The sequence below is a fragment of the Sulfuricaulis sp. genome, assembly GCF_040901545.1.
In the GTDB taxonomy this organism is placed as follows: domain Bacteria; phylum Pseudomonadota; class Gammaproteobacteria; order Acidiferrobacterales; family Sulfurifustaceae; genus Sulfuricaulis.
Genome location: NZ_JBBDYL010000042.1, coordinates 43,571 through 63,964, shown reverse-complemented (window position 1 = coordinate 63,964; position 20,394 = coordinate 43,571). Strand labels below are relative to the sequence as shown.

The window sequence follows — 20,394 nt, the reverse complement described above, 5'->3', positions numbered from 1 at the left end:
TCCGCAGCCTGACGCTACCAGAACCGAAAAGCACAATAGAAATAGCCGGGGAAAACGAAGCAACTTCGTCGTCATCGGTACTAGAGTCCCGCCGAACGAAGTGACTGAATGGGCTCGCTTCGATCCCACAATTCATTGAAGCGTCGCGCGAGCATTGCAGCCTGATGGGCGTCATTGAGATGCGAAATACATTCGTGTTTTGACGTATCTTCCTGATACAGGTAGCTGCGGTGATCCACGACGACGAACATTTCGCGAATGCCGATATGTTCATCCGAGACTTGATGCATATGAATGAAATCACTTAAACGACGGAACAGCAAAACGAGGCGATCGTTATCACGTATTGACTGTTCCGCATCTTCCACCACGATGCGCGCCAGATTGTGACGATGCCGGGCCACGAAGCTGGCCAAGGCGCGCGCAAAACGAGACGTGTTGAATAGGGCGCCATCCAGCTGTGGAGCGAAAATAACAATTTCGCGTCTTGCGTTTTCAATCAACCCAGCCAGGATTTCGCCAACCTCATGTCGGTCTTTGATTATCCGTCTTTGAGTGGTTGATTTTTCTTCGATGGATGGATTTTTTGCGGTTTCCATGTCAACCATGAATTGTCTTTTCGATGGAAATTCTTGCAGCCATCAAGATATATATAGTCCACAACGTGTAATTGGCACAGGAAAGAAAAGGCTAAGGGAAAAATAAAATACCAATCTTAAACTTTGGTTCTGCCCAGATTTCTGGCCTGCGTCGCGGCATTTCCCGTATAGGTGGCCGGAGTTAACGCAAGCAGGTGTTTTTTTGCGTCAGCCGGCAGGTCGAGTGTCCGAATAAAATCCTGCATGTGCTTTTGTGTAGTACCGCCTTTTCCGCGAGTGAGGTCCTTCAGTGTCTCATAGGCCTGTTCCAGGCCGTAACGGCGCATGACGGTCTGTATCGCCTCGGCCAGAACCTCCCAATTCTCATCAAGGTCCTGACGCATGCGGTCAGGATTTGCCTCGAGCTTAGAGATGCCTTTAAGGCACGATTCCCACGCAAGCAACATGTAGCCGAAGGCAACACCCAGATTGCGCATTACCGTGGAATCGGTGAGGTCGCGCTGAAAACGTGAGATGGGAAGTTTCTCCGCGAGGTGGCGAAACAGGGCATTGGCCAGACCAAGGTTGCCCTCAGCATTTTCAAAATCGATTGGATTAACCTTGTGCGGCATGGTTGACGAGCCGATTTCGCCCTTCACGGCCCTCTGTTTGAAATACCCGATTGAGATATAGCCCCAAATATCCCGGTTGAAATCGATTAAAATCGTGTTGAAACGCGATTCCGCGTCGAGCAGCTCGGCAACGTAGTCGTGCGGCTCGATCTGGGTGGTGTAGGGATTCCAGGCAAGTCCCAACCTTTCGACGAAGGATTTTCCCAGGGTCGGCCAGTCCACTTCCGGATAAGCGGCCAGATGCGCGTTGTAATTACCCACGGCCCCGTTAATTTTCCCCAGAATCGGTACGGCCGCAATCTGCTGACGGACGCGCTTTAAACGATATGCCACATTTGCTAATTCCTTGCCCAGCGTTGTAGGTGAAGCGGGCTGGCCATGGGTGCGCGCGAGCATGGGTTGGTCGGCGTAACGGGTGGCCAAATCGGAAATGACGGCGATCAGTTTGTCCGCGCCATCGAGCAGTATGCACTCCCTGCATTCCTTTAACAGTAATCCGTAAGCCAGATTGTTGATGTCCTCAGAAGTGCAGGCGAAGTGAATGAATTCAGCCGAACGGCTGATTTCCTCGTTGCCACTCGTTTTTTCCTTCAGAAAATACTCAATCGCTTTGACGTCGTGATTGATCCTGGACTCGATGTCCTTGACGCGTTGCGCGTCCTTGATTGAGAAATTCGTGGCGATTCCCTCCAGAATTTTTTTTGATTGGGGAGAAAAGGGCGCAACTTCCTTGATTCTCTTCTCTTGGCCGAGCGTGAGCAGCCAGTGTATTTCGACAAAAACTCGCCGTTTGAACAGAGCGTATTCACTGAATAGTGGACGGAGTGGGGCGACTTTGGATTCGTAGCGCCCGTCGAGGGGCGAGAGGACAGTCAGTGGACTTAACGGCAGTGCATCGGGCTTGGTCGGTTTATTCATGCGTGCCTGCGATGGTGTATGGTCCCCGGGGGACGACGCATTTTACCAGATTATTAGGGAAAATGCCGGTTCAATGGTACGCCAAAGGCGCATCGCGAGTTTGTGAAAGCGCCAACGCTTGTTCAATGATTCCGCCGCCCAGACATTCTTCGCCGTCGTAAAAGACAACCGACTGACCGGGCGCGATGGCGCGTTGCGCCATATCGAAGGATACTCGCAGACCCATATCGAGCAGAGCGACGGTGCAACTTTGATCCGGCTGACGGTATCTGGTTTTGGCATATAGTTTTTCTAAACGGTTCGGTAAAGCGCCGCCAATCCAGTGCGGAACACCGGAGATCAATGCTTCACTGTACAGCGCCGGATTCTGTTCGCCCTGCCCAACATAAAGAATATTACGTGAGACATCTTTGCCGACCACGTACCACGCTTCGCCCTGTCCACCGATGCCCAGACCGTGGCGCTGACCGATGGTGTAATAAATTACGCCGTCATGGTGGCCTTTGAGCGTCCCAGCGAGTGTACGCAGCTCGCCGGGTTGCGCGGCCAAATAGCGAGCGAGAAATGATTTGAAATTCCGTTCGCCGATGAAACAAATCCCTGTTGAGTCAGGCCGATCGAAATTAGCCAAGCCTTCCTGCTTCGCCAATTGCCGCACTTCTGCTTTAGTCAGGTTACCAATTGGAAACAGCGTCTGTGCAAGGGCTTCCTGTCCCAGCAAGTGGAGAAAATAAGACTGGTCCTTGTTTACATCACGCGCCTTGAGCAGGTGGTATCGGCCATCCTGATGGGTGACGCGCGCGTAATGGCCGGTGGCGATGTAATCGGCGTCAAGCACGCGTGCGTGTTCGAGAAATGCCTTGAATTTGATTTCCTTGTTGCATAATACGTCCGGATTGGGAGTGCGGCCTGCGCGATACTCGGTGAGGAAATAACTGAACACGCGATCCCAGTATTCGGTGGCAAAATTTACCGTCTTGAGAGGTATTCCTAACCGGTCACAGACCGAGCTGGCCATCCCCAGGTCTTCCGCCGCACTGCAGTAATCTGCGGTATCGTCTTCTTCCCAATTCTTCATGAACAGACCCGTGACTTCATGTCCGGCCCGCTTCAGCAGCAGCGCGGCAACCGCAGAGTCCACACCACCGGAAATGCCGACCACAATTTTCATTGTCATGAACGGGCGCGACGGCTTGAGGGGCGAGCGTTCAAACCGGCTAGCTCCTTGAGCAGTTCCAGAGAGTATCGCTGTCCGGAGATATAATCCTTGACGCAAAGCTCGACTTGCGGGCTCCGGTGCCGATCACGCGCGGCGTGGATTTCGTCCGGGGTCAGCCACAATGTCCGCGTGATGCCTCGATCAAGCGTTCGCCCGGAATCATGGCGCGAGACAGATCCGATGAATGCGAACCGTAAATAAGTAGTACTTTTTGTCGGGTGCCGCCAGCGGTAGATGCCAAGCAATGCCTCCGGGGAGAAATGCCAACCGGTTTCTTCCAGTGTTTCGCGCACCACGGCAGCCATCAGAGTCTCGCCTTCATCGAGATGCCCGGCCGGCTGATTAAGCACCAGCCGACCTTCGACCCGTTCCTCAATCAGCAGGAATTTTCCGGCACGATCAACGACGGCCGCGACCACCACATTTGGTTTCCAGATCATGATTTAACCTTATCAGACTTGGGAAGCGGCTTCACACCATTCACCGGACGCGAGCCCGTCTATCGTGAACGGGCCAACGGCACGGCGCACCAGGCGCAGGGTAGGGAAACCTGCGGCGGCAGTCATGCGACGCACCTGGCGGTTCCGGCCTTCTGTGAGGGTGATTTCGAGCCAAGAGGTGGGTATGGAACGGCGAAAGCGGATCGGCGGATTGCGTGGCCACAGCGAGGGTTCGGCAATACGCCGAATTTCCGCCGGCCGAGTTTTCTTTCCATCCAAAATCACGCCACACTGCAATTGCTCCACGGCAGTGTCATCCGGTTCGCCCTCTACCTGGACCCAATAGGTTTTTGGGAGTTTGTAGCGCGGGTTCGAGAATTGCTGTTGGAGTTTTCCATCGTTCGTAAGCAACAGCAATCCTTCGCTGTCTCGGTCAAGCCGGCCTGCGGGATAGACACCCGACAATGGGATGTAATCCGACAAGGTTGGTCGGCTTTTTCTGTCCGTGAATTGCGTGAGAACGCTGTAAGGTTTGTTGAATAAAATAAGTCTCATCAAGATTTGGGTAAATGGCTATGGCCACCCCATCATTAACGGTGGATATGTCGCAACGCATCACCAGGCATGACGTGCCGACATAACGACCCCGCTCCGATGCTGCGGAAGCGAATGATTTAATGATAGAATCGGCGCGCGAATTTTACCCACTCCGGAGTTTTCATGTCCAATACCCGTATCACCGTTCCCGTCGGCGAAAAAATTACTGTTAATACAGACTTTTCATTAAATGTTCCCGATCGACCCATCATTCCCTATATCGAAGGCGATGGCATCGGCGTGGATGTCACGCCGCCGATGCGCCAGGTGGTGGACGCAGCCGTCAAAAAGGCTTACGGCGGTAAGCGTTCCGTAGCATGGATGGAGGTGTATGCAGGCGAAAAGGCGGTTAACATTTACGGGAACAACGCCTGGTTGCCGGATGAAACTTTACACGCCATCCGGGACTATGTCGTCTCGATCAAGGGTCCGCTTACCACACCGGTGGGCGGAGGTTTTCGTTCGCTGAATGTGACCCTCCGTCAGGAGCTCGATCTTTACGTTTGCATGCGTCCCGTGCGCTATTTCAAGGGTGTGCCTAGCCCGGTGAAAGAACCGGAAAAGATCGACATGGTTATCTTTCGGGAAAACTCGGAAGACATCTATGCCGGTATCGAGTGGATGGCCGGTTCGCCAGAAGCGCAAAAGCTGATTACCTTTCTGCAGCGCGAGTTGGGCGTGAAGAATATCCGGTTTCCGGGAACTTCGGCCATCGGTATCAAGCCGGTTTCGCGCGAAGGGACGGAGCGGCTTGTGCGTCGCGCGATCCAATACGCCATTGCCAATGATCGTACCTCGATTACGTTGGTGCACAAGGGCAATATCATGAAGTTCACGGAAGGGGGCTTTAAAAACTGGAGCTATGAGCTCGCCATACGTGAGTTCGGCGCACAACTTATTGATGATGGACCCTGGTGCCGATTTAAGAACCCGCGTAGCGGACGGGAGATCGTTATCAAAGATGTCATTGTCGATGCCTTCCTGCAGCAGATCTTGCTGCGACCGGATGAATACAGCATTATCGCGACCCTCAATCTTAACGGCGATTATATTTCCGATGCCTTGGCGGCGCAGGTGGGCGGCATTGGCATAGCACCCGGCGCGAATTTGTCTGACCGTGTCGCCATGTTCGAGGCCACACATGGCACGGCACCCAAATATGCCGGAAAAAACATGGCCAATCCCGGTTCGCTGATTCTATCGGCGGAAATGATGCTCCGTCACATGGGCTGGACCGAGGCTGCCGAACTTATTATTAAAGGCATGAATGGCGCGATCGCCGCCAAGACGGTGACTTACGATTTTGCCCGCGCCATGACCGGCGCGAAACAGGTGAGCAGTTCTGAATTTGGTGAAGCCGTTATCCGGCATTTTTAACACAGAAACTGTTGCAGACGGAAGTCGTTGCCGATCCAATGCTGGTTGTTAGATTTCCATTATTCGCCGTCTGCCTGAATCAAGTATGATATAAACAAAGAAAACCCGGCAAAGGCCGGGTCTTGGAATGGACTTCGTGGAAAAATAACGCCGCTTACTTGATTAGGGAACGTATGTGGGAAGCCTGGGGGCCCTTGGGACCTTCCTGGACTTCGAACTCTACTTGTTGCCCCTCTTTCAGGGTTTTGTATCCTTCCATTTCGATGGCGGAATAATGTGCGAAGACGTCGTCTCCGCCATCGCTGGGTGTAATGAACCCATACCCTTTGCTGGCGTTAAACCACTTGACGGTACCTAGTGGCATACATTCCCCTCCTGTCGCGGCAGCAAACCGCTGTCTTTCTGGTTGCCGATGGACCGTGCCCCGGTTAATACTGCATAAGAGGCGCGACCTTGCCATCATCCTTCTTTTTTTGATCAAGTCAAGCTAGGTCATGGTGATGCGGCAACAAGGCGGGGAATAGAAAAAATGGCATATTGGCCTCAAAATTCATGCCACAATCGCAGGGGTTGAATTTTGGATTATCAGTCGCACAATGTACTTGTTTCTCGGGGTTGGATTGAGGATGCCCCGAAAAAATTATGGTGTAATCTATAGAATATGACCCATGAGCGATAAACCCCAGCATTATCTTGAAGGTCCCGTCGTTCAGGAAGTAAAGCCCAAGCTTCAGAAGCCGCAGCTTTATAAAGTCATCTTGCTGAACGACGACTATACTCCTATGGAGTTCGTCGTGATTATTTTGGAACGTTTTTTTGCCAAGAATCGCGAAGACGCAACCCGCATCATGTTACATGTGCACCAGAAGGGAATCGGGGTCTGCGGGATCTATACTCGAGAGATAGCGGAGACCAAAGTTAGGCAGGTGCTGGCATTCGCCCAGGAACACCAGCATCCCCTGCAGTGCACCATGGAGCCTGAATAAGGGAATATTTTTCAAGAGGGAGTTATCTATTTGAGGGGCCTATGCCCGGAGGCGGTGGTATGTTGTCCCAAGAGCTTGAGTTTTCTTTAAACAATGCGTTCCAGAACGCGCGCGAAAAGCGCCACGAATTCATCACCGTGGAGCATCTGCTGGCGGCATTGCTCGATAATCCATCAGCGGCTCGCGTGCTGCGCGCCTGTGGCGGAAACATCGAGGAACTCCGGCGCAGCCTCAATGCTTTTCTCGAGGAGAACGTACCCAAGCTGGCCTCCGGCAGCAAGATTGACACCCAGCCTACCATTGGTTTTCAACGCGTGATTCAGCGTGCCGTGTTGCACGTTCAGGGCGTGGGCAAGAAGGAAGTAACCGGCGCGAACGTTTTGATCGCGATTTTTGGCGAGAAGGAATCGCACGCCGTGTATTTCCTGCACAAGCAGAACATCAGTCGGTTCGATATCGTCAATTTCGTATCGCACGGCATTTCGAAAGTGCCTGGTGAGAGTCAGAATGAGCTGCCGGCTCAGGAAGAAAGCGAGGAGGGCGCGTCTGCGGAGCGTAGCCCGCTGGATGTGTTCTGCATCAATCTCAACGAACAGGCCAGGGCCGGAAAAATCGATCCATTGATCGGGCGCAGCCGGGAGGTGGAACGTACCATCCAGGTGCTGTGCCGCCGCCGCAAGAACAATCCGCTGTTTGTCGGTGAAGCCGGCGTGGGCAAAACCGCCATTGCCGAGGGCCTCGCGAAGAAAATTGTCGACAGCGAAGTTCCTGACGTGCTGGCACAAAGCACGATTTATGCGCTCGACATGGGTTCGTTGCTCGCCGGTACCAAGTATCGCGGCGATTTTGAAAAGCGGTTGAAGGCGGTATTACATCAACTGAAGAAGCAGGACAACGCGGTATTATTCATTGACGAAATCCACACCATCATCGGGGCGGGCGCGGCATCGGGCGGCGCCATGGACGCATCGAATCTTCTGAAACCGGTTCTTGCTTCCGGCGATCTCAAGTGCATCGGTTCGACTACATACCAGGAATACCGCAATATCTTCGAGAAAGACCGGGCGCTTTCGCGCCGATTCCAGAAGATCGATGTCACTGAACCGTCTGTGGAGGAAACCGTGGAAATTCTCCGCGGCCTGAAGAACCGCTTCGAGCGCCATCATGGCGTACGCTACACATTACAGGCGCTGCGCAGCGCAGTGGAATTGGCGAACCGTTATATCAATGACCGGCACCTGCCGGACAAGGCGATCGATGTCATCGACGAGGCCGGCGCCGGTCAGCATCTGCTCCCGCCGAGCCGGAGAAAAAAGACAATCGGCGTGCATGACATCGAGGAAATTGTCGCCAAGATGGCGCGCATTCCGCCCAAGACCGTATCGACATCCGACCGCGAGGCGCTGAAGACGCTCGTGCGCGATCTCAAGATGGTGGTGTTCGGGCAGGATGAGGCGATTGAAGCGCTATCGGCCGCGATCAAAATGTCGCGCTCCGGGCTGGGGCATCCGGAAAAACCGGTCGGCTCCTATCTCTTTTCGGGTCCCACGGGCGTCGGCAAGACCGAGGTGACGCGCCAGCTGGCGCGGATCCTGGGGCTGGAACTCATCCGTTTTGATATGTCGGAATACATGGAGCGGCACACCGTTTCACGCCTGATCGGCGCGCCACCCGGTTACGTCGGCTTCGACCAGGGCGGATTGCTGACCGAGGCGATCGTAAAGCATCCACATTCGGTACTGCTGCTCGATGAGGTCGAGAAGGCGCATCCGGACGTCTTCAACCTGCTGTTGCAGGTCATGGATCACGGGACGCTGACGGATAACAACGGTCGCAAGGCCGACTTTCGCAACGTAATCCTGGTGATGACCACCAACGCCGGGGCTGATCGTTTAAGCCGTTCGAGTATCGGTTTCACCAAGCAGGATCATCTTGGCGACGAGATGCAGGAGATCAAACGCCTGTTCACGCCTGAATTCCGCAATCGCCTGGACGCGATCATCCAGTTCAAGCCGCTCGATGAAACGACCATTGGGCATGTGGTAGACAAGTTTATTCTTGAGCTCGAGGCACAACTCGCGGACAAGCATGTCACCGTCGAACTTGATAATGCCGCCCGCGCCTGGCTAGCCAAGCGCGGTTACGATCCGTCCATGGGCGCACGCCCGATGGCGCGACTGATCCAGGAACGGGTCAAAAAGTCACTGGCGAACGAGTTACTGTTTGGCAGCCTGGCCTCGGGCGGTCACGTCAAGATTACGGCGAAAGAGGACGAACTGAAGTTCGACTTCATTCCGACGACCGATAAAACACCCGCCTGATTCCGTCCTATCTCGGCTACGACGTCACCTGCTGTGCGCCTTGTGCCGTTACGGCGGGGTTTTCTAACGATGCCTACCGGGCGCGGAAGGTAATACGGCCCTTGGTGAGATCGTAAGGCGTGAGCTGAACCGTGACCCGGTCGCCGGTGAGTATGCGGATATAGTTCTTGCGCATTTTTCCGGAAATGTGGGCGGTCACGATGTGTCCGTTGTCGAGCTTGACCCGAAACAGGGTGTTGGGAAGGGTTTCGGTGATGGTTCCCTCCATTTCAATATGCTCTTCTTTCGCCACACGCCGTCCTATGCCGTTATTGCGGCGGCATAAATCCATCTGAATTGCCGACCCCGATAAACAGGATCGGGACTTGATTATAAGACGCCTTGCCGCCGCAATAACAGGCAATCTTAAGAGTTTTAATTATTGATCCGGCACCACGAAAACCAAAGTAAGCCATTTGCATAGGTTGCCTTCGTTTCAATAGCATTCGTGCCGGATCAATTATTGGCAGCGTATCATGCCGTAGTCCGGTGTGTGCGTAAAGCGCCTTGAAGACCTTCCTCTCAAGGCGATAACCAAAACGATAGGCTGGAGAGACCTACCCGTTCGCGGTGAGGCTGACGTCAGATTTGCCGGACGATCATGTCACGCAAAGCCGGCATAGAAAATCGAGCATCTGGTTGCGGTCTTGCGGATGTGCCGGCGTCCAGTTGGCAGGTCGCAACGAGCGTGCCATGACGGGTACAGCAGATTATGCGCCTGTTCCCTTATGGGCGGATTGTGCTTCGATCCACAGGCCGTCTTGCAAAATTTCTAGCGGGTGGTAATTGCCTTTGTAGGCCATTTTCCGGCAATCCTTGATCCAGTAGCCAAGGTACAACCATGGGAATCGCTGTTGCCTGGCGAGTTCAATCTGCCATAACACGGCGTATGAACCGAGAGAGCGGCGCTTTTCTGCCGGATCAAAAAAGGTATATACCGCCGAGAGTCCGTCCGGAAGGACATCGGTCACGGCCACACCCAGAAGTTTATCCAGGTGTCTCATTTCATAGAAAACAGTGCGAATGCTTCTTGAACCGAGGAAGTTGATGTATTTCTGGGGATCGGGGTCATCCATGCCGCCGCCGGGGTGGCGCATGGCTTGATAACGCTGATACAGATCGAAATGCTCCTGGTTATAGATCGGGGGATGCGACACCATGGATAAATCCTGATTCCGTCTCCAGACACGCCGCTGCCCGCGATCGGGATGAAAACGATCTACCGGGATACGAACCGGAATGCAGGCGCGGCACTCCCGGCAATGCGGGCGGTAGATAAGGTCGCCACTGCGACGAAAACCCAGGCGCATGAAACCGGCGTATTGCTGGCTATTGAGCGGTTGTCGGGGATCAAGAAAAAGCGAAGTCGCCGTACGTCCGGGGAGATAGCTGCACGGATGCGGCATGGACAGGAATATTTCCGGCGGATTGTGACGGGTTGTCATGGCATAAAGGCTGGTGGTCGACGCTAAGGTTTTACCACATTTGTATCAAAGCACCAGCGTCCCGATCGATTAGGGCGCTGGAGCGCCGCCTCCAGGCGTGACATGAAATCACGCCGGCGTATTTCCTCGGCACCCAATTTAAAAAGATGATTTGAAGGCAGCTGGCAATCGATAAAGTCATATCCCCAGTCATCGAGTTGCCGCACGAGATGCGCAAATGCCACTTTGGATGCATCCGCCTTCTGGCTGAACATGGACTCACCAAAAAAGGCATTTCCCAGCGCCACACCATACAGCCCGCCGACCAATTTTCCTTCCCGCCAGGTTTCCACGGAATGAGCCAGTCTCCGCTCATGCAAAACGCAATAAGCTTCGATCATCTCCGGTGTGATCCATGTCCCGCCACCGGGATACTTGCGTCGCGGATGCGCGCAGCCTTGAATGACATCGCGGAATGCCGAGTCGAGCGTCACTTCAAAGCTTTTCTGACGCAAGGTTTTACGCAGGCTGTGAGAGACATGCAATTTCGCGGGAAACAAGACCACGCGCGGGTCCGGCGACCACCACAGAATTGGCTGTCCCGCGTTGAACCAGGGAAATATCCCGTGACGATAGGCTTCGAGCAGGCGCTCAGCCCCTAGATCTCCGCCCACGGCAAGCAATCCTTCGGGCGACGCCAGCTCCACCGGCGGAAAACGCAGGTCAGCGGTACCGGGTTGCAGGATGAACATGTGACGCTATTCCTCAGCGGCTATTATCCTTCTAAAAGGCGCATGCTCATTTAATTCGTCCACGTAAGCGGAAACGTTTAAACGTTCCCGGGCGAGGTAATTCTCGACAGCATCCCGAAACTGCGGATGCGCCAAACGATGTGCCGAGCGAGTGATCACCGGTTCGAAACCGCGCGCGAGCTTGTGTTCGCCCTGGGCGCCGGCCTCAATATGTTTGAATCCCTGCGCAATGGCGTATTCGATCGCGGCATAATAGCAGGTCTCAAAATGCAGGCTATGATAGTCGCCCCGGCATCCCCAGTAACGCCCGTACAGTGTTTCCGAGCCCCTAAAATAAAGCGCACAGGCCACATAGTGTGTTACGCGGCGCGCGAGTACCAGAACGATTGAATCGCGCATGGCGTCACCCAGCTTAAGGAAAAATTCGCGTGTGAGATAGGGAATCGCACCGTGTGCATGAACCGTGGAAAGATAAAATTCGTAGAAAGTATCCCAGTGGAGTTTCCTGATCGCGGAACCGGTAAGCACTTCCATGGATATTTTCGCTTCTTTCACGTGGCGTCGCTCGCGTTTTATTTTTTTGCGTTTCTGCGCCGTGAAAGTGGACAGAAAATCATCAAAATCGCGATAGCCGGGATTATTCCAGCGAAACTGATATCCGCTGCGGAGCATGTGTCCGGTCTCATCGAGCAGGTCAGAATCTTCACGTGTGATAAAGAGCCAATGCAGTGACGAGGTTCCGTATTTCTGCATGAGAGAAACCGCGCCCTCTATCAAGCCTTTTTTGACCTTCAATTTATCGGCATCGGCGGCAACCAATAGTCGAGGACCCGTCACGGGCGTGAATGGCACACTGATAACCAATTTCGGATAGTATTGGTGCCCGTATCGCTCGTAGGCATCGGCCCATGCCCAGTCGAATACGTATTCTCCGTAGGAATGTGTTTTCAGATACGCGGGTGCGGCACCGATCAGCCGGCCGGTGAAAGGCCCCTTGTCATGGATCACGAGATGATGTGGTACCCAGCCTGTTTTTCCACCGACACAACCAGCCGATTCCAGTGCTGACAAAAACTCATGACGGACAAACGGATTTGATCCGTCAGAGAGCTTATTCCAGTCGGAGGGAGAAATATTCTCCAGGGATTCAACAACGCTGACATGCATGTATTCATTCTAAACTTGGAGGAAAAAAGTATAAATCGTGTTATCGCTCGAACCGGTGATACCACCCCCAACGGTACAGAGACAAGCGAGCACAGACCGTGCCTGGCGGTTGACTTTGATACACATCTCGGGTTCCTTTCAGTTGATAGGCATTTTGGTGAATCACGACACCGAACAACGCGGGAGTTCTGGTCTGGACGATTAGTTATAGAAGCCTACGGGATTGGCTCTTTCAGTAACCTTTCACATGCCATTCCAGGCACCCACGTTTACGCTGCTTTCGGTATTGTGTCCGGCGCATATGCGGCGGGCATGGTGCACAATTGAACACGATGGAGACCTGGTGTTACGCATGGGATCAGAGGTGGATCATGTGCTAAATTGCGCTCAATTTGTCGCTGTTTAAAAAATTTATTGTTCGATTTAATGTCAAGCATTCATACCCGAGTAATATTTACGCTATTCCTATTAATGGAAAATTATCAACGCCTTTTTTCGCCAATAGCGCTACTTGGTCGCCGGAATCGCGGAAATTGATGAGACAGCTTCTACGCATTGCACTTGGTCAACTTAACCTGCTGGTGGGTGATATCCACGGCAACGCCGCCAAGATGATCACAGCGGCGGGAAAGGCGCGCGACGAACTCAAGGCAGATCTGGTTGTTTTTCCCGAACTGGCCCTCACCGGTTACCCTCCCGAAGATTTGCTATTGCGCCCCGAGCTTTCAGAGCGAGTCGAACTGGCCCTGGGAGAAATGCTCAAGAATATTCACGGCATTGACGTGCTCGTCGGATATCCCAAGCGTCAATACGGGAAACTGTACAACGCGGCGTCACTGCTGCGTGGAGGGAAAATCGAAGCGACCTATTTCAAGCATTGTCTTCCCAACTACGGTGTATTCGATGAAAAGCGATACTTCGCCGCGGGAGTTGATTCCTGCGTGATGGAACTGGGCAATGTGCCGGTCGGCATCACCATCTGCGAGGACGTGTGGGAGCAGGGTCCGGTGGAACAGGCGGCCAATGCGGGCGCAAAACTCATGATCAACTTGAATGCATCACCCTATCACAAAAACAGGGGAAAGGAGCGATTCGGCATTGTCGCCCTCCGAGCACAAGCGAATTCCGTGCCGATCCTGTATCTGAATCTGGTCGGTGGTCAGGATGAATTGGTGTTTGACGGTAATTCATTTGTGGTGGATGGGCGGGGTAACATGACCCAGCGCGCACCTGCGTTCGAGGAAGGATTATATCTGGTGGAAATAGAAACGGGCGATCAGCCCAATCCCGTCCCCGGACGGATCACGCCCGATCTTTCCGAGGAAGCGAGCGTGTATTCCGCGCTGGTGCTCGGTGTCCGCGACTATATTGGAAAGAACGGTTTCACCAGGGCAATCGTCGGACTTTCGGGGGGAATTGATTCAGCGCTTACGCTGTGCATTGCCGTGGACGCCATCGGCGCAACATGTGTCGAGGCCGTTATGATGCCTTCACAGTACACTTCGCCGATGAGCCTCGAAGATGCGCGTGCGCAGGCAAATACGTTGGGCGTGAAATTCAGTTTAATCCCCATCGATAACCTGTTCGAATCTTTTTTACGTGCGCTCGAAGTGGAGTTCAGGGGATTGAAACGGGACGCTACCGAGGAAAATATCCAGGCGCGGATCCGCGGGAACTTGCTGATGGCGATTTCCAATAAAACACGTAAAATGCTTTTGACAACGGGCAATAAAAGCGAAATGTCGGTCGGCTATGCCACGCTCTACGGCGACATGGCGGGAGGGTTTTCCGCCATCAAGGATGTACCCAAAACGCTGGTTTACCGTCTTGCCGAATACCGCAATGCGCTACAGGACGTTATTCCTCGCCGAGTATTTGAACGCCCACCCACGGCGGAACTGGCGCCGAACCAAAAGGACACGGATAACCTGCCACCCTATCCGGTGCTGGACCCGATTCTGGAACGTTATGTGGAGCTAGACCACTCGGCGGATGATATTATTGCGGCGGGATTTGACGAAAAAACCGTGCACGAAGTGATCCGTTTGGTCGATAGCAATGAATACAAGCGCCGGCAAGCCGCGCCCGGCGTGCGCATCACGCCGCGTGCTTTTGGTCGAGACCGGCGTTACCCCATTACATCCGGATTCAGAAACGGAAGCACAACCAAACAGGACGGTTCCGACCGGGGCGGTATCTAATTCTAAACAGGCATTTGTGACTTAACCTGAGGTTTCAGAAATGAAAAAAATCGAAGCAATCATAAAACCCTTCAAGCTCGATGATGTCCGCGAAGCTTTAACGGAATCGGGTGTGAGCGGTTTAACCGTGACCGAAGTGAAAGGCTTCGGTAGGCAAAAAGGCCATACGGAACTCTACCGCGGGGCCGAGTATGTTGTCGATTTCCTGCCCAAGGTGAGAATTGAACTCGTTGTGGCCGATAATATGCTGGACCGGTGTATTGAGGCCATATCCAACGCCGCGCGTACCGGAAAGATCGGCGACGGGAAAATATTTGTCACCGACATAGAGCAGGTGATCCGCATTCGCACCGGTGAACAGGGCCCTGACGCGATTTGAATACGCGGCGGTTGTCCACGTCGGCCGGGGCGTTCTCGCAAATGGTCGTTGCATACCGGCTGTTGCCAAGGCCAGCTGCCACATTTTTAATATTTCCGTTGTTCTCCGAGGTGTCCCTCGGCACACTCAATCCGACAGTGTTCCGCTATCTCAGTCAAAAAAATGGGCGCGAACGCGCGGTCGCGTTGTTCACGGAAAATCCACAGTCGGTCGTTCACTAATCCGCGGATGCGCGCAGTGTTTTGAGATAATGACTTTGCGGGAAGTTCTTTTTCAGTATTCGCAGGGTGTCGTCGTATAACTGGGTAATACCCATCTTTTGGTAAGACAACGCCATGATGCCAAGCGCGTCTTCTGTCGCTGGTGTGCGCGGATAATTCTCCAACGCGTATTTACTGCGGTTAATGGCGGCGACATGCAGATCCCGTTCGTAGTAGAAACGCGCCACCTGGGTTTCGTATTTAGCCTGCGCATCGTACAGATACGCCATGCGTTGCTGCGCGTCCTTCGCGTAACGGCTGTTGGGAAAGCGATCCACCACTTCGCGGAAGGCATTGTATGATTCGCGGGCCGACTTCGGGTCACGATCGGTGAGGTCGTCGCTGCTGCCGAGCAGCCAGTTGACGATACCCCGCTCGCCGCGGAAATTCACCAGGCCTTTGAGGTAATAGGCGTAATCCACGTTCGGATGGGTGGGGTGCAAGCGGATAAATCGGTCTGCTGCGGCGATAGCCAGCGCCGGTTCATCGTATTTGTAATAGGCATAAGCGATTTCAAGCTGTGCCTGTTCGGAGTAGCGGCCGTAGGGAAAGCGCGCCTCCAAAGTTTCGAAGTACTTGATGGCATCTTCGTAAGCCCCATCCATCATTTTTTCCCGTGCCTCCCGGTAGAAGCGCTCCTGAGACCATTTTTTTGTGGGATCTTCGGTAATTCCGGCGCAACCGGAGATAATTACGATGACGGAGAGTACAGCAATATAAAAAACGTCACGGCGCATGATTTGGCTAACCTCGAAACAAAGTTTAAAGTCATGACCAGCTTAACCCGATTTTACATTGCCGGATAGACGGCGGCGGACATGAACAAGAAAAATGAACTCACAGCCCGGATTCCTCGTGAATTTGCCGGCATGCGGCTCGACAAAGCGTTGGCCAGGCTGTTCCCGGAGGTAACACGATCACGCCTGCAGAAATGGATCAGGGAAGGTCGTGTGGAGGTTTCGCATTCGCCGACAACCGCCGCCGGCATCCCGTCGCCTGCGTCACGCCCGTCTTCTCTTCTTTCACCACGCGCTGCGGCAATCGCGGGTGATTTAATCCGGATTCAGGTACCGCCACCGACGGATGCCGGTTGGATGGCTCAGGATATACCCCTTGCGATCGTTTACGAAGACCCGGATATCCTGGTCATCGACAAACCGCCGGGACTGGTGGTGCATCCGGGCGCGGGAAACCCAAGCGGGACCCTGCTGAATGCACTGCTCAATCATGTTCCCGGCCTGGCTGAACTCCCGCGTGCCGGAATCGTTCACCGGTTGGATAAGGATACTTCAGGATTGATGGTGGTTGCCAAAAAGGAGACTGTTCGCCAGAAACTCATTAAGCAGCTTCAAGAACGATCGGTCGAACGCGTATACCTGGCAATAGTAAATGGAGTGATGATCTCGGGCGGCACGATCAATGCTCCGATTGGCCGGCATCGCACACAGCGTGTACGCATGGCGGTCAGCAGCCGCGGCAAACCCGCGGTGAGTCATTACCGTGTGCTGAAAAAATACCGCGCGCACACGCTGGTGCAGGTAAAGCTTGAATCCGGGCGTACGCACCAGATTCGCGTCCATATGGCGCACCTGCATTATCCCGTGGTAGGCGATCCCGTGTATGGTGGACGGCTCAAAATACCGGCCGGTGCCAGCGGTGCACTCAAGGATGCGCTGCACCGCTTCAGGCGCCAGGCGCTGCATGCGCTGAAACTGTCTTTGCTTCATCCTGAAACGGGAAAACGGACCCAATGGGTTACCTCGGTTCCGCGTGACATGAGTGAATTGATGGAGATGCTGACGCGGGATTCGAGGCTACGCTCCAATTAGTTTCAACTGGATATGACCCTATGTCGCCTGGAACAATTCCCTCTGATATATCGGTGTATTTTACAGCTACGCGCCAACCGGCGACACATTCGCTATTCTGGTTGATAATACTTCAGCAGGAGGAAAGGTAATCGATATATTATGGTTGCCGTGCTCAACACCCTCGAATTCATATTTCCCGACTGGCCGGCGTCTGCGCAGGTAAAAGCGCTAACCACGACGCGCAACGGCGGTTTCAGTTTCGGTCCCTACGCCTCGTTTAATCTCAGCAATCGTGTCGGCGATGAGCCCGGTAATGTCCGGCGCAATCGCGCGCTGTTGAGGGAAGTTCTGAGGCTTCCCGCTGAGCCGTTGTGGCTCAATCAAAAACACGGCGGTCGCGTGATTGACGCGTTCGATGCCGGTCCCGGCGAGGAGGCGGATGGTTGCATCACCAGCACGGCAGGCGTGGTTTGCGCGGTTCTCATCGCCGACTGTTTGCCGATATTTCTGTGTGACCGGCGTGCGACGCGGATTGGCCTGCTGCATGCCGGTTGGCGCGGGCTCGCGGCGGGGGTAATTGAAGAAGGTTTGCGGAAGTTTCAGTTGCCGTCCGCCAATCTTCTCGCCTGGCTTGGTCCGGCCATTGGTCCTTCGGCATATGCAGTGGGTGATGAAGTCCGAAAGACCTTCGTCGACATTGACAGGGATTTAGCGGGGGCTTTCACGCCCGTTCCCAACCGCCGGGGTCGCTGGCTTGCCGATTTGTATGACATCGCCCGGCAGCGCCTGCATGCCCAGGGAGTCAGCGAAATTTACGGGGGTTTGCGCTGCGCGTTTCGCGAGCAAAACCTGTTTTACTCCCATCGTCGTGATGGCGTTAGTGGACGGATGGCTGCACTGATATGGCTGGATAAAAGCGAGCGTTAGGCTATGATCACCGCTTCTTTGCCAGGCAATTTCTGAAATGTGAACCCCCTGATTCTCTGGATCATCGCCTTCACGGTGTTGGGCGGCGTGCTCAGCGTTCTTGCGGCCGCCGCCTTTTTGCTGTTGCCGGAACGCTTGCGTGCCCGTTTGCTCTCACCCATGGTCAGCTTCGCGATCGGTACCCTGCTCGGGGCGGCGTTTCTCGCCATTCTTCCGCATGCGTTTGAAACGCCGGGTATCGACGCCCATACGATCATGCTCACGGTGTTGTGCGGCATTTTGGTTTTTTTCCTGCTTGAAAAAATGGTGATCTGGCGGCACTGCCACATCGACGATTGTGACGTGCATGGAAGCACTAATGTCGCGGGAGGCGGGATGCCGGGAGCGACCGATGTCCATGGAAGCGCCGCCATTCCGGGTGAAGGTGGAACGGAATCAAAAGGCTTGCCTCTGCCGGACATGGACGATGTGCGCAGAAAGGCGACGGGAAATCTCATTCTGATCGGAGACGGCATTCATAATATGGTGGATGGCGTGTTGATCGCCGCGGCTTTTCTTACCGACATCCGCCTGGGAGTAGTCACGAGCATCGCCGTGATCGCGCACGAAATCCCGCAAGAACTCGGGGATTTCGCCATTCTGCTCCACAGCGGATACAGCCGGTCGCGGGCTTTGATTTACAACATCCTGACCAGTCTGACGACCGTCATGGGCGGCGTGGTGGCATATTTTTCCCTGTCACTCGCGAACCAGCTCGTGCCGTACGTGCTTGCCGTCGCCGCGTCCAGTTTTATCTATATCTCGGTCGCGGATCTCATTCCCGGCTTGCACAAGCGTCCTGAATTCAGCGCCACGTTGCAGCAAATCATGCTCATTGCATGCGGTATTGGCGTAATCTCAATCATGCAAGCCATGCTGCACTGATTGAGCGCGGATCACGGCACGCGGTGCCATATCAGGGCATTTTGCCCGCGCGCGCGTTCTGTCTCGTGGAGATTCTATAAATAAACATAACCGCTGCGACGCAAGCGTTCTTCCTCATCCGGTCCGAAGGGGACGAGATCGATAAAAGCGGGAATATCCTCTTTCCCGATATCCCGCAGTTGCATTTCGGTGACGCACATCTTTACATCGATGATGTTCGCGGCATCAAGCCGTGCCGCCAAATCCACCAGCGGTTGAAATTTTCCGTAATTCCTTCTCGCGAAGATGTCGATTTCAGGGCCGTGCAGCACCAATGCAATGCCTACACGCGGATTACCCGCCGGGGCGGCGGTCGCCAGTTGCTCGGCACGAGCCAGCATTCCGGCAATTTCTTCCGGGGTATGCAGCACGATATTGAATAGATAACGGCCATCCTGCTTGGTCAGTGTCGCGACAGAGGATGGCGGTCCCGTGTTTTTCGCTTCCAGCGTCATCCGGGACTGGCTGGTGTAAACCGCGAAGGCGATTAATACAGCAATCAGCGATGCAAGAATAAATTGTCGCGGCATATCGCCCGCCTATTTTCTCTGTTTCATGCGCCAGGAGAAAAACGCAGAGACAGGTCTATCGCATCAAGGTTTTTTGTAATATCCCCGACGGAGATGTAATCGACCCCGCAATCCGCGACAGCGCGGATGTTAGCCAGGGTAATCCCGCCAGAAGCTTCCAGCCGCGCCCGGCCGCGCGTTTCCTTGACGGCGCTTCTGAGATCCTCTAGGGAAAAATTGTCGAGCAGCAAGTGATCCGCGCCGGCCCGCAAGGCCTCGCGCAACCGAGAAATACTTTCCACTTCGATTTCGACATCAATGTCTTTCGGCGCGGAATAACGCGCCGCCTGCAATGCCGCCGAAATGGAGCCCGCGGCGGCGATGTGGTTTTCCTTGACCAGGATACCGTCATAAAGCCCAAGCCGGTGATTCCGGCCGCCGCCGCAGACAACCGCGTACTTCTGAGTTTTGCGCAACCCAGGCAGGGTTTTGCGCGTATCGAGAATGACAGCCTGGGTTCCGCGAACGGCTTCCACGTATTGACGGGTGCGCGTGGCGGTGGCGGAGAGCAGTTGCAGAAAATTAAGCGCCGTGCGTTCGCCGGTAAGAATACCGCGTGCCGGGCCACCCAAGTCGCATATTGTCTGCCCGGCCTGAATTAAGTCGCCGTCGTGCATGCGCCACTGAACCTTGATTGCCGCGTCGATCTGGTGAAATACTTCGTCGAACCACATTTGACCGCACAGGACCGCTTCCTCACGTGTCATAACGCACGCGTTGATACGCGTTACGGTGGAGATCAGACCGGCAGTGAGGTCGCCAGAACCGATATCCTCCGCGAGCGCGCGGCGTACGGTTTCCTGAATTTCGTCGAGCAGCGCCCGTTGCATAGGA

Annotated in this window: 22 protein-coding genes; 8 read left to right on the top strand and 14 right to left on the bottom strand. The window is 54.3% G+C overall.

Translation table 11 applies throughout. The features are described from left to right. Positions 1-80: 80 nt before the first annotated feature. The 5 genes from WD823_RS07570 to WD823_RS07550 form a co-directional block, all read right to left on the bottom strand. Positions 81-599: a hypothetical protein gene (locus WD823_RS07570; RefSeq protein WP_368428880.1), complete on the bottom strand. Its 519-nt coding sequence runs from the start codon at positions 597-599 to the stop codon at positions 81-83. Between the two features lie 116 nt (positions 600-715). Beyond that, positions 716-2,101: an adenylosuccinate lyase gene (gene purB / locus WD823_RS07565; RefSeq protein WP_368428925.1), complete on the bottom strand. Its 1,386-nt coding sequence runs from the start codon at positions 2,099-2,101 to the stop codon at positions 716-718. Positions 2,102-2,198: 97 nt separating this feature from the next. Next, entirely contained in the window at positions 2,199-3,299 is a 1,101-nt protein-coding gene (gene mnmA, locus WD823_RS07560; RefSeq protein WP_368428924.1) for a tRNA 2-thiouridine(34) synthase MnmA, read from the bottom strand. Positions 3,300-3,301: 2 nt separating this feature from the next. Continuing rightward, complete coding sequence (locus WD823_RS07555) at positions 3,302-3,787, bottom strand: NUDIX hydrolase (protein WP_368428879.1); 486 nt, start codon at positions 3,785-3,787, stop codon at positions 3,302-3,304. A 12-nt stretch (positions 3,788-3,799) separates the two neighbouring features. Then, positions 3,800-4,342 carry a pseudouridine synthase gene (locus WD823_RS07550; protein WP_368428923.1) on the bottom strand — a complete coding sequence of 181 codons (543 nt, stop codon included), beginning with the start codon at positions 4,340-4,342 and terminating at the stop codon, positions 3,800-3,802. A gap of 165 nt (positions 4,343-4,507) precedes the next feature. On the opposite strand from WD823_RS07550, the gene icd reads away from it, so the two are divergent. Next, complete coding sequence (gene icd / locus WD823_RS07545; protein ID WP_368428878.1) at positions 4,508-5,761, top strand: NADP-dependent isocitrate dehydrogenase; 1,254 nt, start codon at positions 4,508-4,510, stop codon at positions 5,759-5,761. 154 nt (positions 5,762-5,915) lie between these two features. On the opposite strand, the gene WD823_RS07540 is transcribed toward icd, so the two are convergent. After that, entirely contained in the window at positions 5,916-6,125 is a 210-nt protein-coding gene (locus WD823_RS07540; RefSeq protein ID WP_368428877.1) for a cold-shock protein, read from the bottom strand. A 304-nt stretch (positions 6,126-6,429) separates the two neighbouring features. Here WD823_RS07540 and clpS point away from each other — a divergent pair, with 304 nt between their 5' ends. Then, entirely contained in the window at positions 6,430-6,747 is a 318-nt protein-coding gene (clpS, locus tag WD823_RS07535) for an ATP-dependent Clp protease adapter ClpS (RefSeq protein ID WP_368428876.1), read from the top strand. A gap of 59 nt (positions 6,748-6,806) precedes the next feature. Beyond that, positions 6,807-9,068, top strand: a complete 2,262-nt coding sequence (gene clpA, locus WD823_RS07530; RefSeq protein ID WP_368428922.1) for an ATP-dependent Clp protease ATP-binding subunit ClpA — start codon at positions 6,807-6,809, stop codon at positions 9,066-9,068. Positions 9,069-9,141: 73 nt separating this feature from the next. Here the strand turns inward: clpA and infA are convergent, their stop codons facing one another. The 5 genes from infA to WD823_RS07505 form a co-directional block, all read right to left on the bottom strand. Further along, on the bottom strand, positions 9,142-9,360 hold the full coding sequence (gene infA / locus WD823_RS07525) for a translation initiation factor IF-1 (protein ID WP_296673385.1): 219 nt from the start codon (positions 9,358-9,360) through the stop codon (positions 9,142-9,144). A 16-nt stretch (positions 9,361-9,376) separates the two neighbouring features. Continuing rightward, entirely contained in the window at positions 9,377-9,529 is a 153-nt protein-coding gene (locus WD823_RS07520) for a hypothetical protein (RefSeq protein ID WP_368428875.1), read from the bottom strand. A 288-nt stretch (positions 9,530-9,817) separates the two neighbouring features. Further along, positions 9,818-10,552, bottom strand: coding sequence for an arginyltransferase (locus WD823_RS07515; RefSeq protein ID WP_368428874.1), 735 nt, complete (start codon positions 10,550-10,552; stop codon positions 9,818-9,820). Between the two features lie 23 nt (positions 10,553-10,575). Beyond that, the gene (aat, locus tag WD823_RS07510) at positions 10,576-11,283 is read right to left on the bottom strand and encodes a leucyl/phenylalanyl-tRNA--protein transferase (RefSeq protein WP_368428873.1); all 708 of its coding nucleotides are present in this window, start codon (positions 11,281-11,283) and stop codon (positions 10,576-10,578) included. A gap of 6 nt (positions 11,284-11,289) precedes the next feature. Then, positions 11,290-12,450, bottom strand: coding sequence for a GNAT family N-acetyltransferase (locus WD823_RS07505; RefSeq protein ID WP_368428872.1), 1,161 nt, complete (start codon positions 12,448-12,450; stop codon positions 11,290-11,292). A gap of 536 nt (positions 12,451-12,986) precedes the next feature. Between WD823_RS07505 and WD823_RS07500 the strand changes: the two genes are divergently transcribed. Beyond that, on the top strand, positions 12,987-14,651 hold the full coding sequence (locus WD823_RS07500) for an NAD+ synthase (protein WP_368428871.1): 1,665 nt from the start codon (positions 12,987-12,989) through the stop codon (positions 14,649-14,651). 40 nt (positions 14,652-14,691) lie between these two features. After that, on the top strand, positions 14,692-15,030 hold the full coding sequence (locus WD823_RS07495) for a P-II family nitrogen regulator (protein WP_368428870.1): 339 nt from the start codon (positions 14,692-14,694) through the stop codon (positions 15,028-15,030). 217 nt (positions 15,031-15,247) lie between these two features. Here WD823_RS07495 and WD823_RS07490 read toward each other — a convergent pair whose 3' ends face one another. Then, on the bottom strand, positions 15,248-16,027 hold the full coding sequence (locus WD823_RS07490) for an outer membrane protein assembly factor BamD (protein WP_368428869.1): 780 nt from the start codon (positions 16,025-16,027) through the stop codon (positions 15,248-15,250). An 81-nt stretch (positions 16,028-16,108) separates the two neighbouring features. On the opposite strand from WD823_RS07490, the gene rluD reads away from it, so the two are divergent. The 3 genes from rluD to WD823_RS07475 all read left to right on the top strand — a co-directional run bounded on the left by rluD (position 16,109) and on the right by WD823_RS07475 (position 18,952). Continuing rightward, on the top strand, positions 16,109-17,119 hold the full coding sequence (gene rluD / locus WD823_RS07485; RefSeq protein ID WP_368428868.1) for a 23S rRNA pseudouridine(1911/1915/1917) synthase RluD: 1,011 nt from the start codon (positions 16,109-16,111) through the stop codon (positions 17,117-17,119). A gap of 141 nt (positions 17,120-17,260) precedes the next feature. Next, positions 17,261-18,028 (top strand): peptidoglycan editing factor PgeF, encoded by a 768-nt coding sequence (gene pgeF / locus WD823_RS07480; RefSeq protein ID WP_368428867.1) that lies wholly within the window; start codon positions 17,261-17,263, stop codon positions 18,026-18,028. 39 nt (positions 18,029-18,067) lie between these two features. Next, complete coding sequence (locus tag WD823_RS07475) at positions 18,068-18,952, top strand: ZIP family metal transporter (RefSeq protein ID WP_368428866.1); 885 nt, start codon at positions 18,068-18,070, stop codon at positions 18,950-18,952. A gap of 74 nt (positions 18,953-19,026) precedes the next feature. Here the strand turns inward: WD823_RS07475 and WD823_RS07470 are convergent, their stop codons facing one another. Continuing rightward, positions 19,027-19,521 carry a hypothetical protein gene (locus tag WD823_RS07470; protein ID WP_368428865.1) on the bottom strand — a complete coding sequence of 165 codons (495 nt, stop codon included), beginning with the start codon at positions 19,519-19,521 and terminating at the stop codon, positions 19,027-19,029. A gap of 23 nt (positions 19,522-19,544) precedes the next feature. After that, complete coding sequence (gene nadC, locus WD823_RS07465) at positions 19,545-20,390, bottom strand: carboxylating nicotinate-nucleotide diphosphorylase (RefSeq protein ID WP_368428864.1); 846 nt, start codon at positions 20,388-20,390, stop codon at positions 19,545-19,547. Positions 20,391-20,394: the final 4 nt, after the last annotated feature.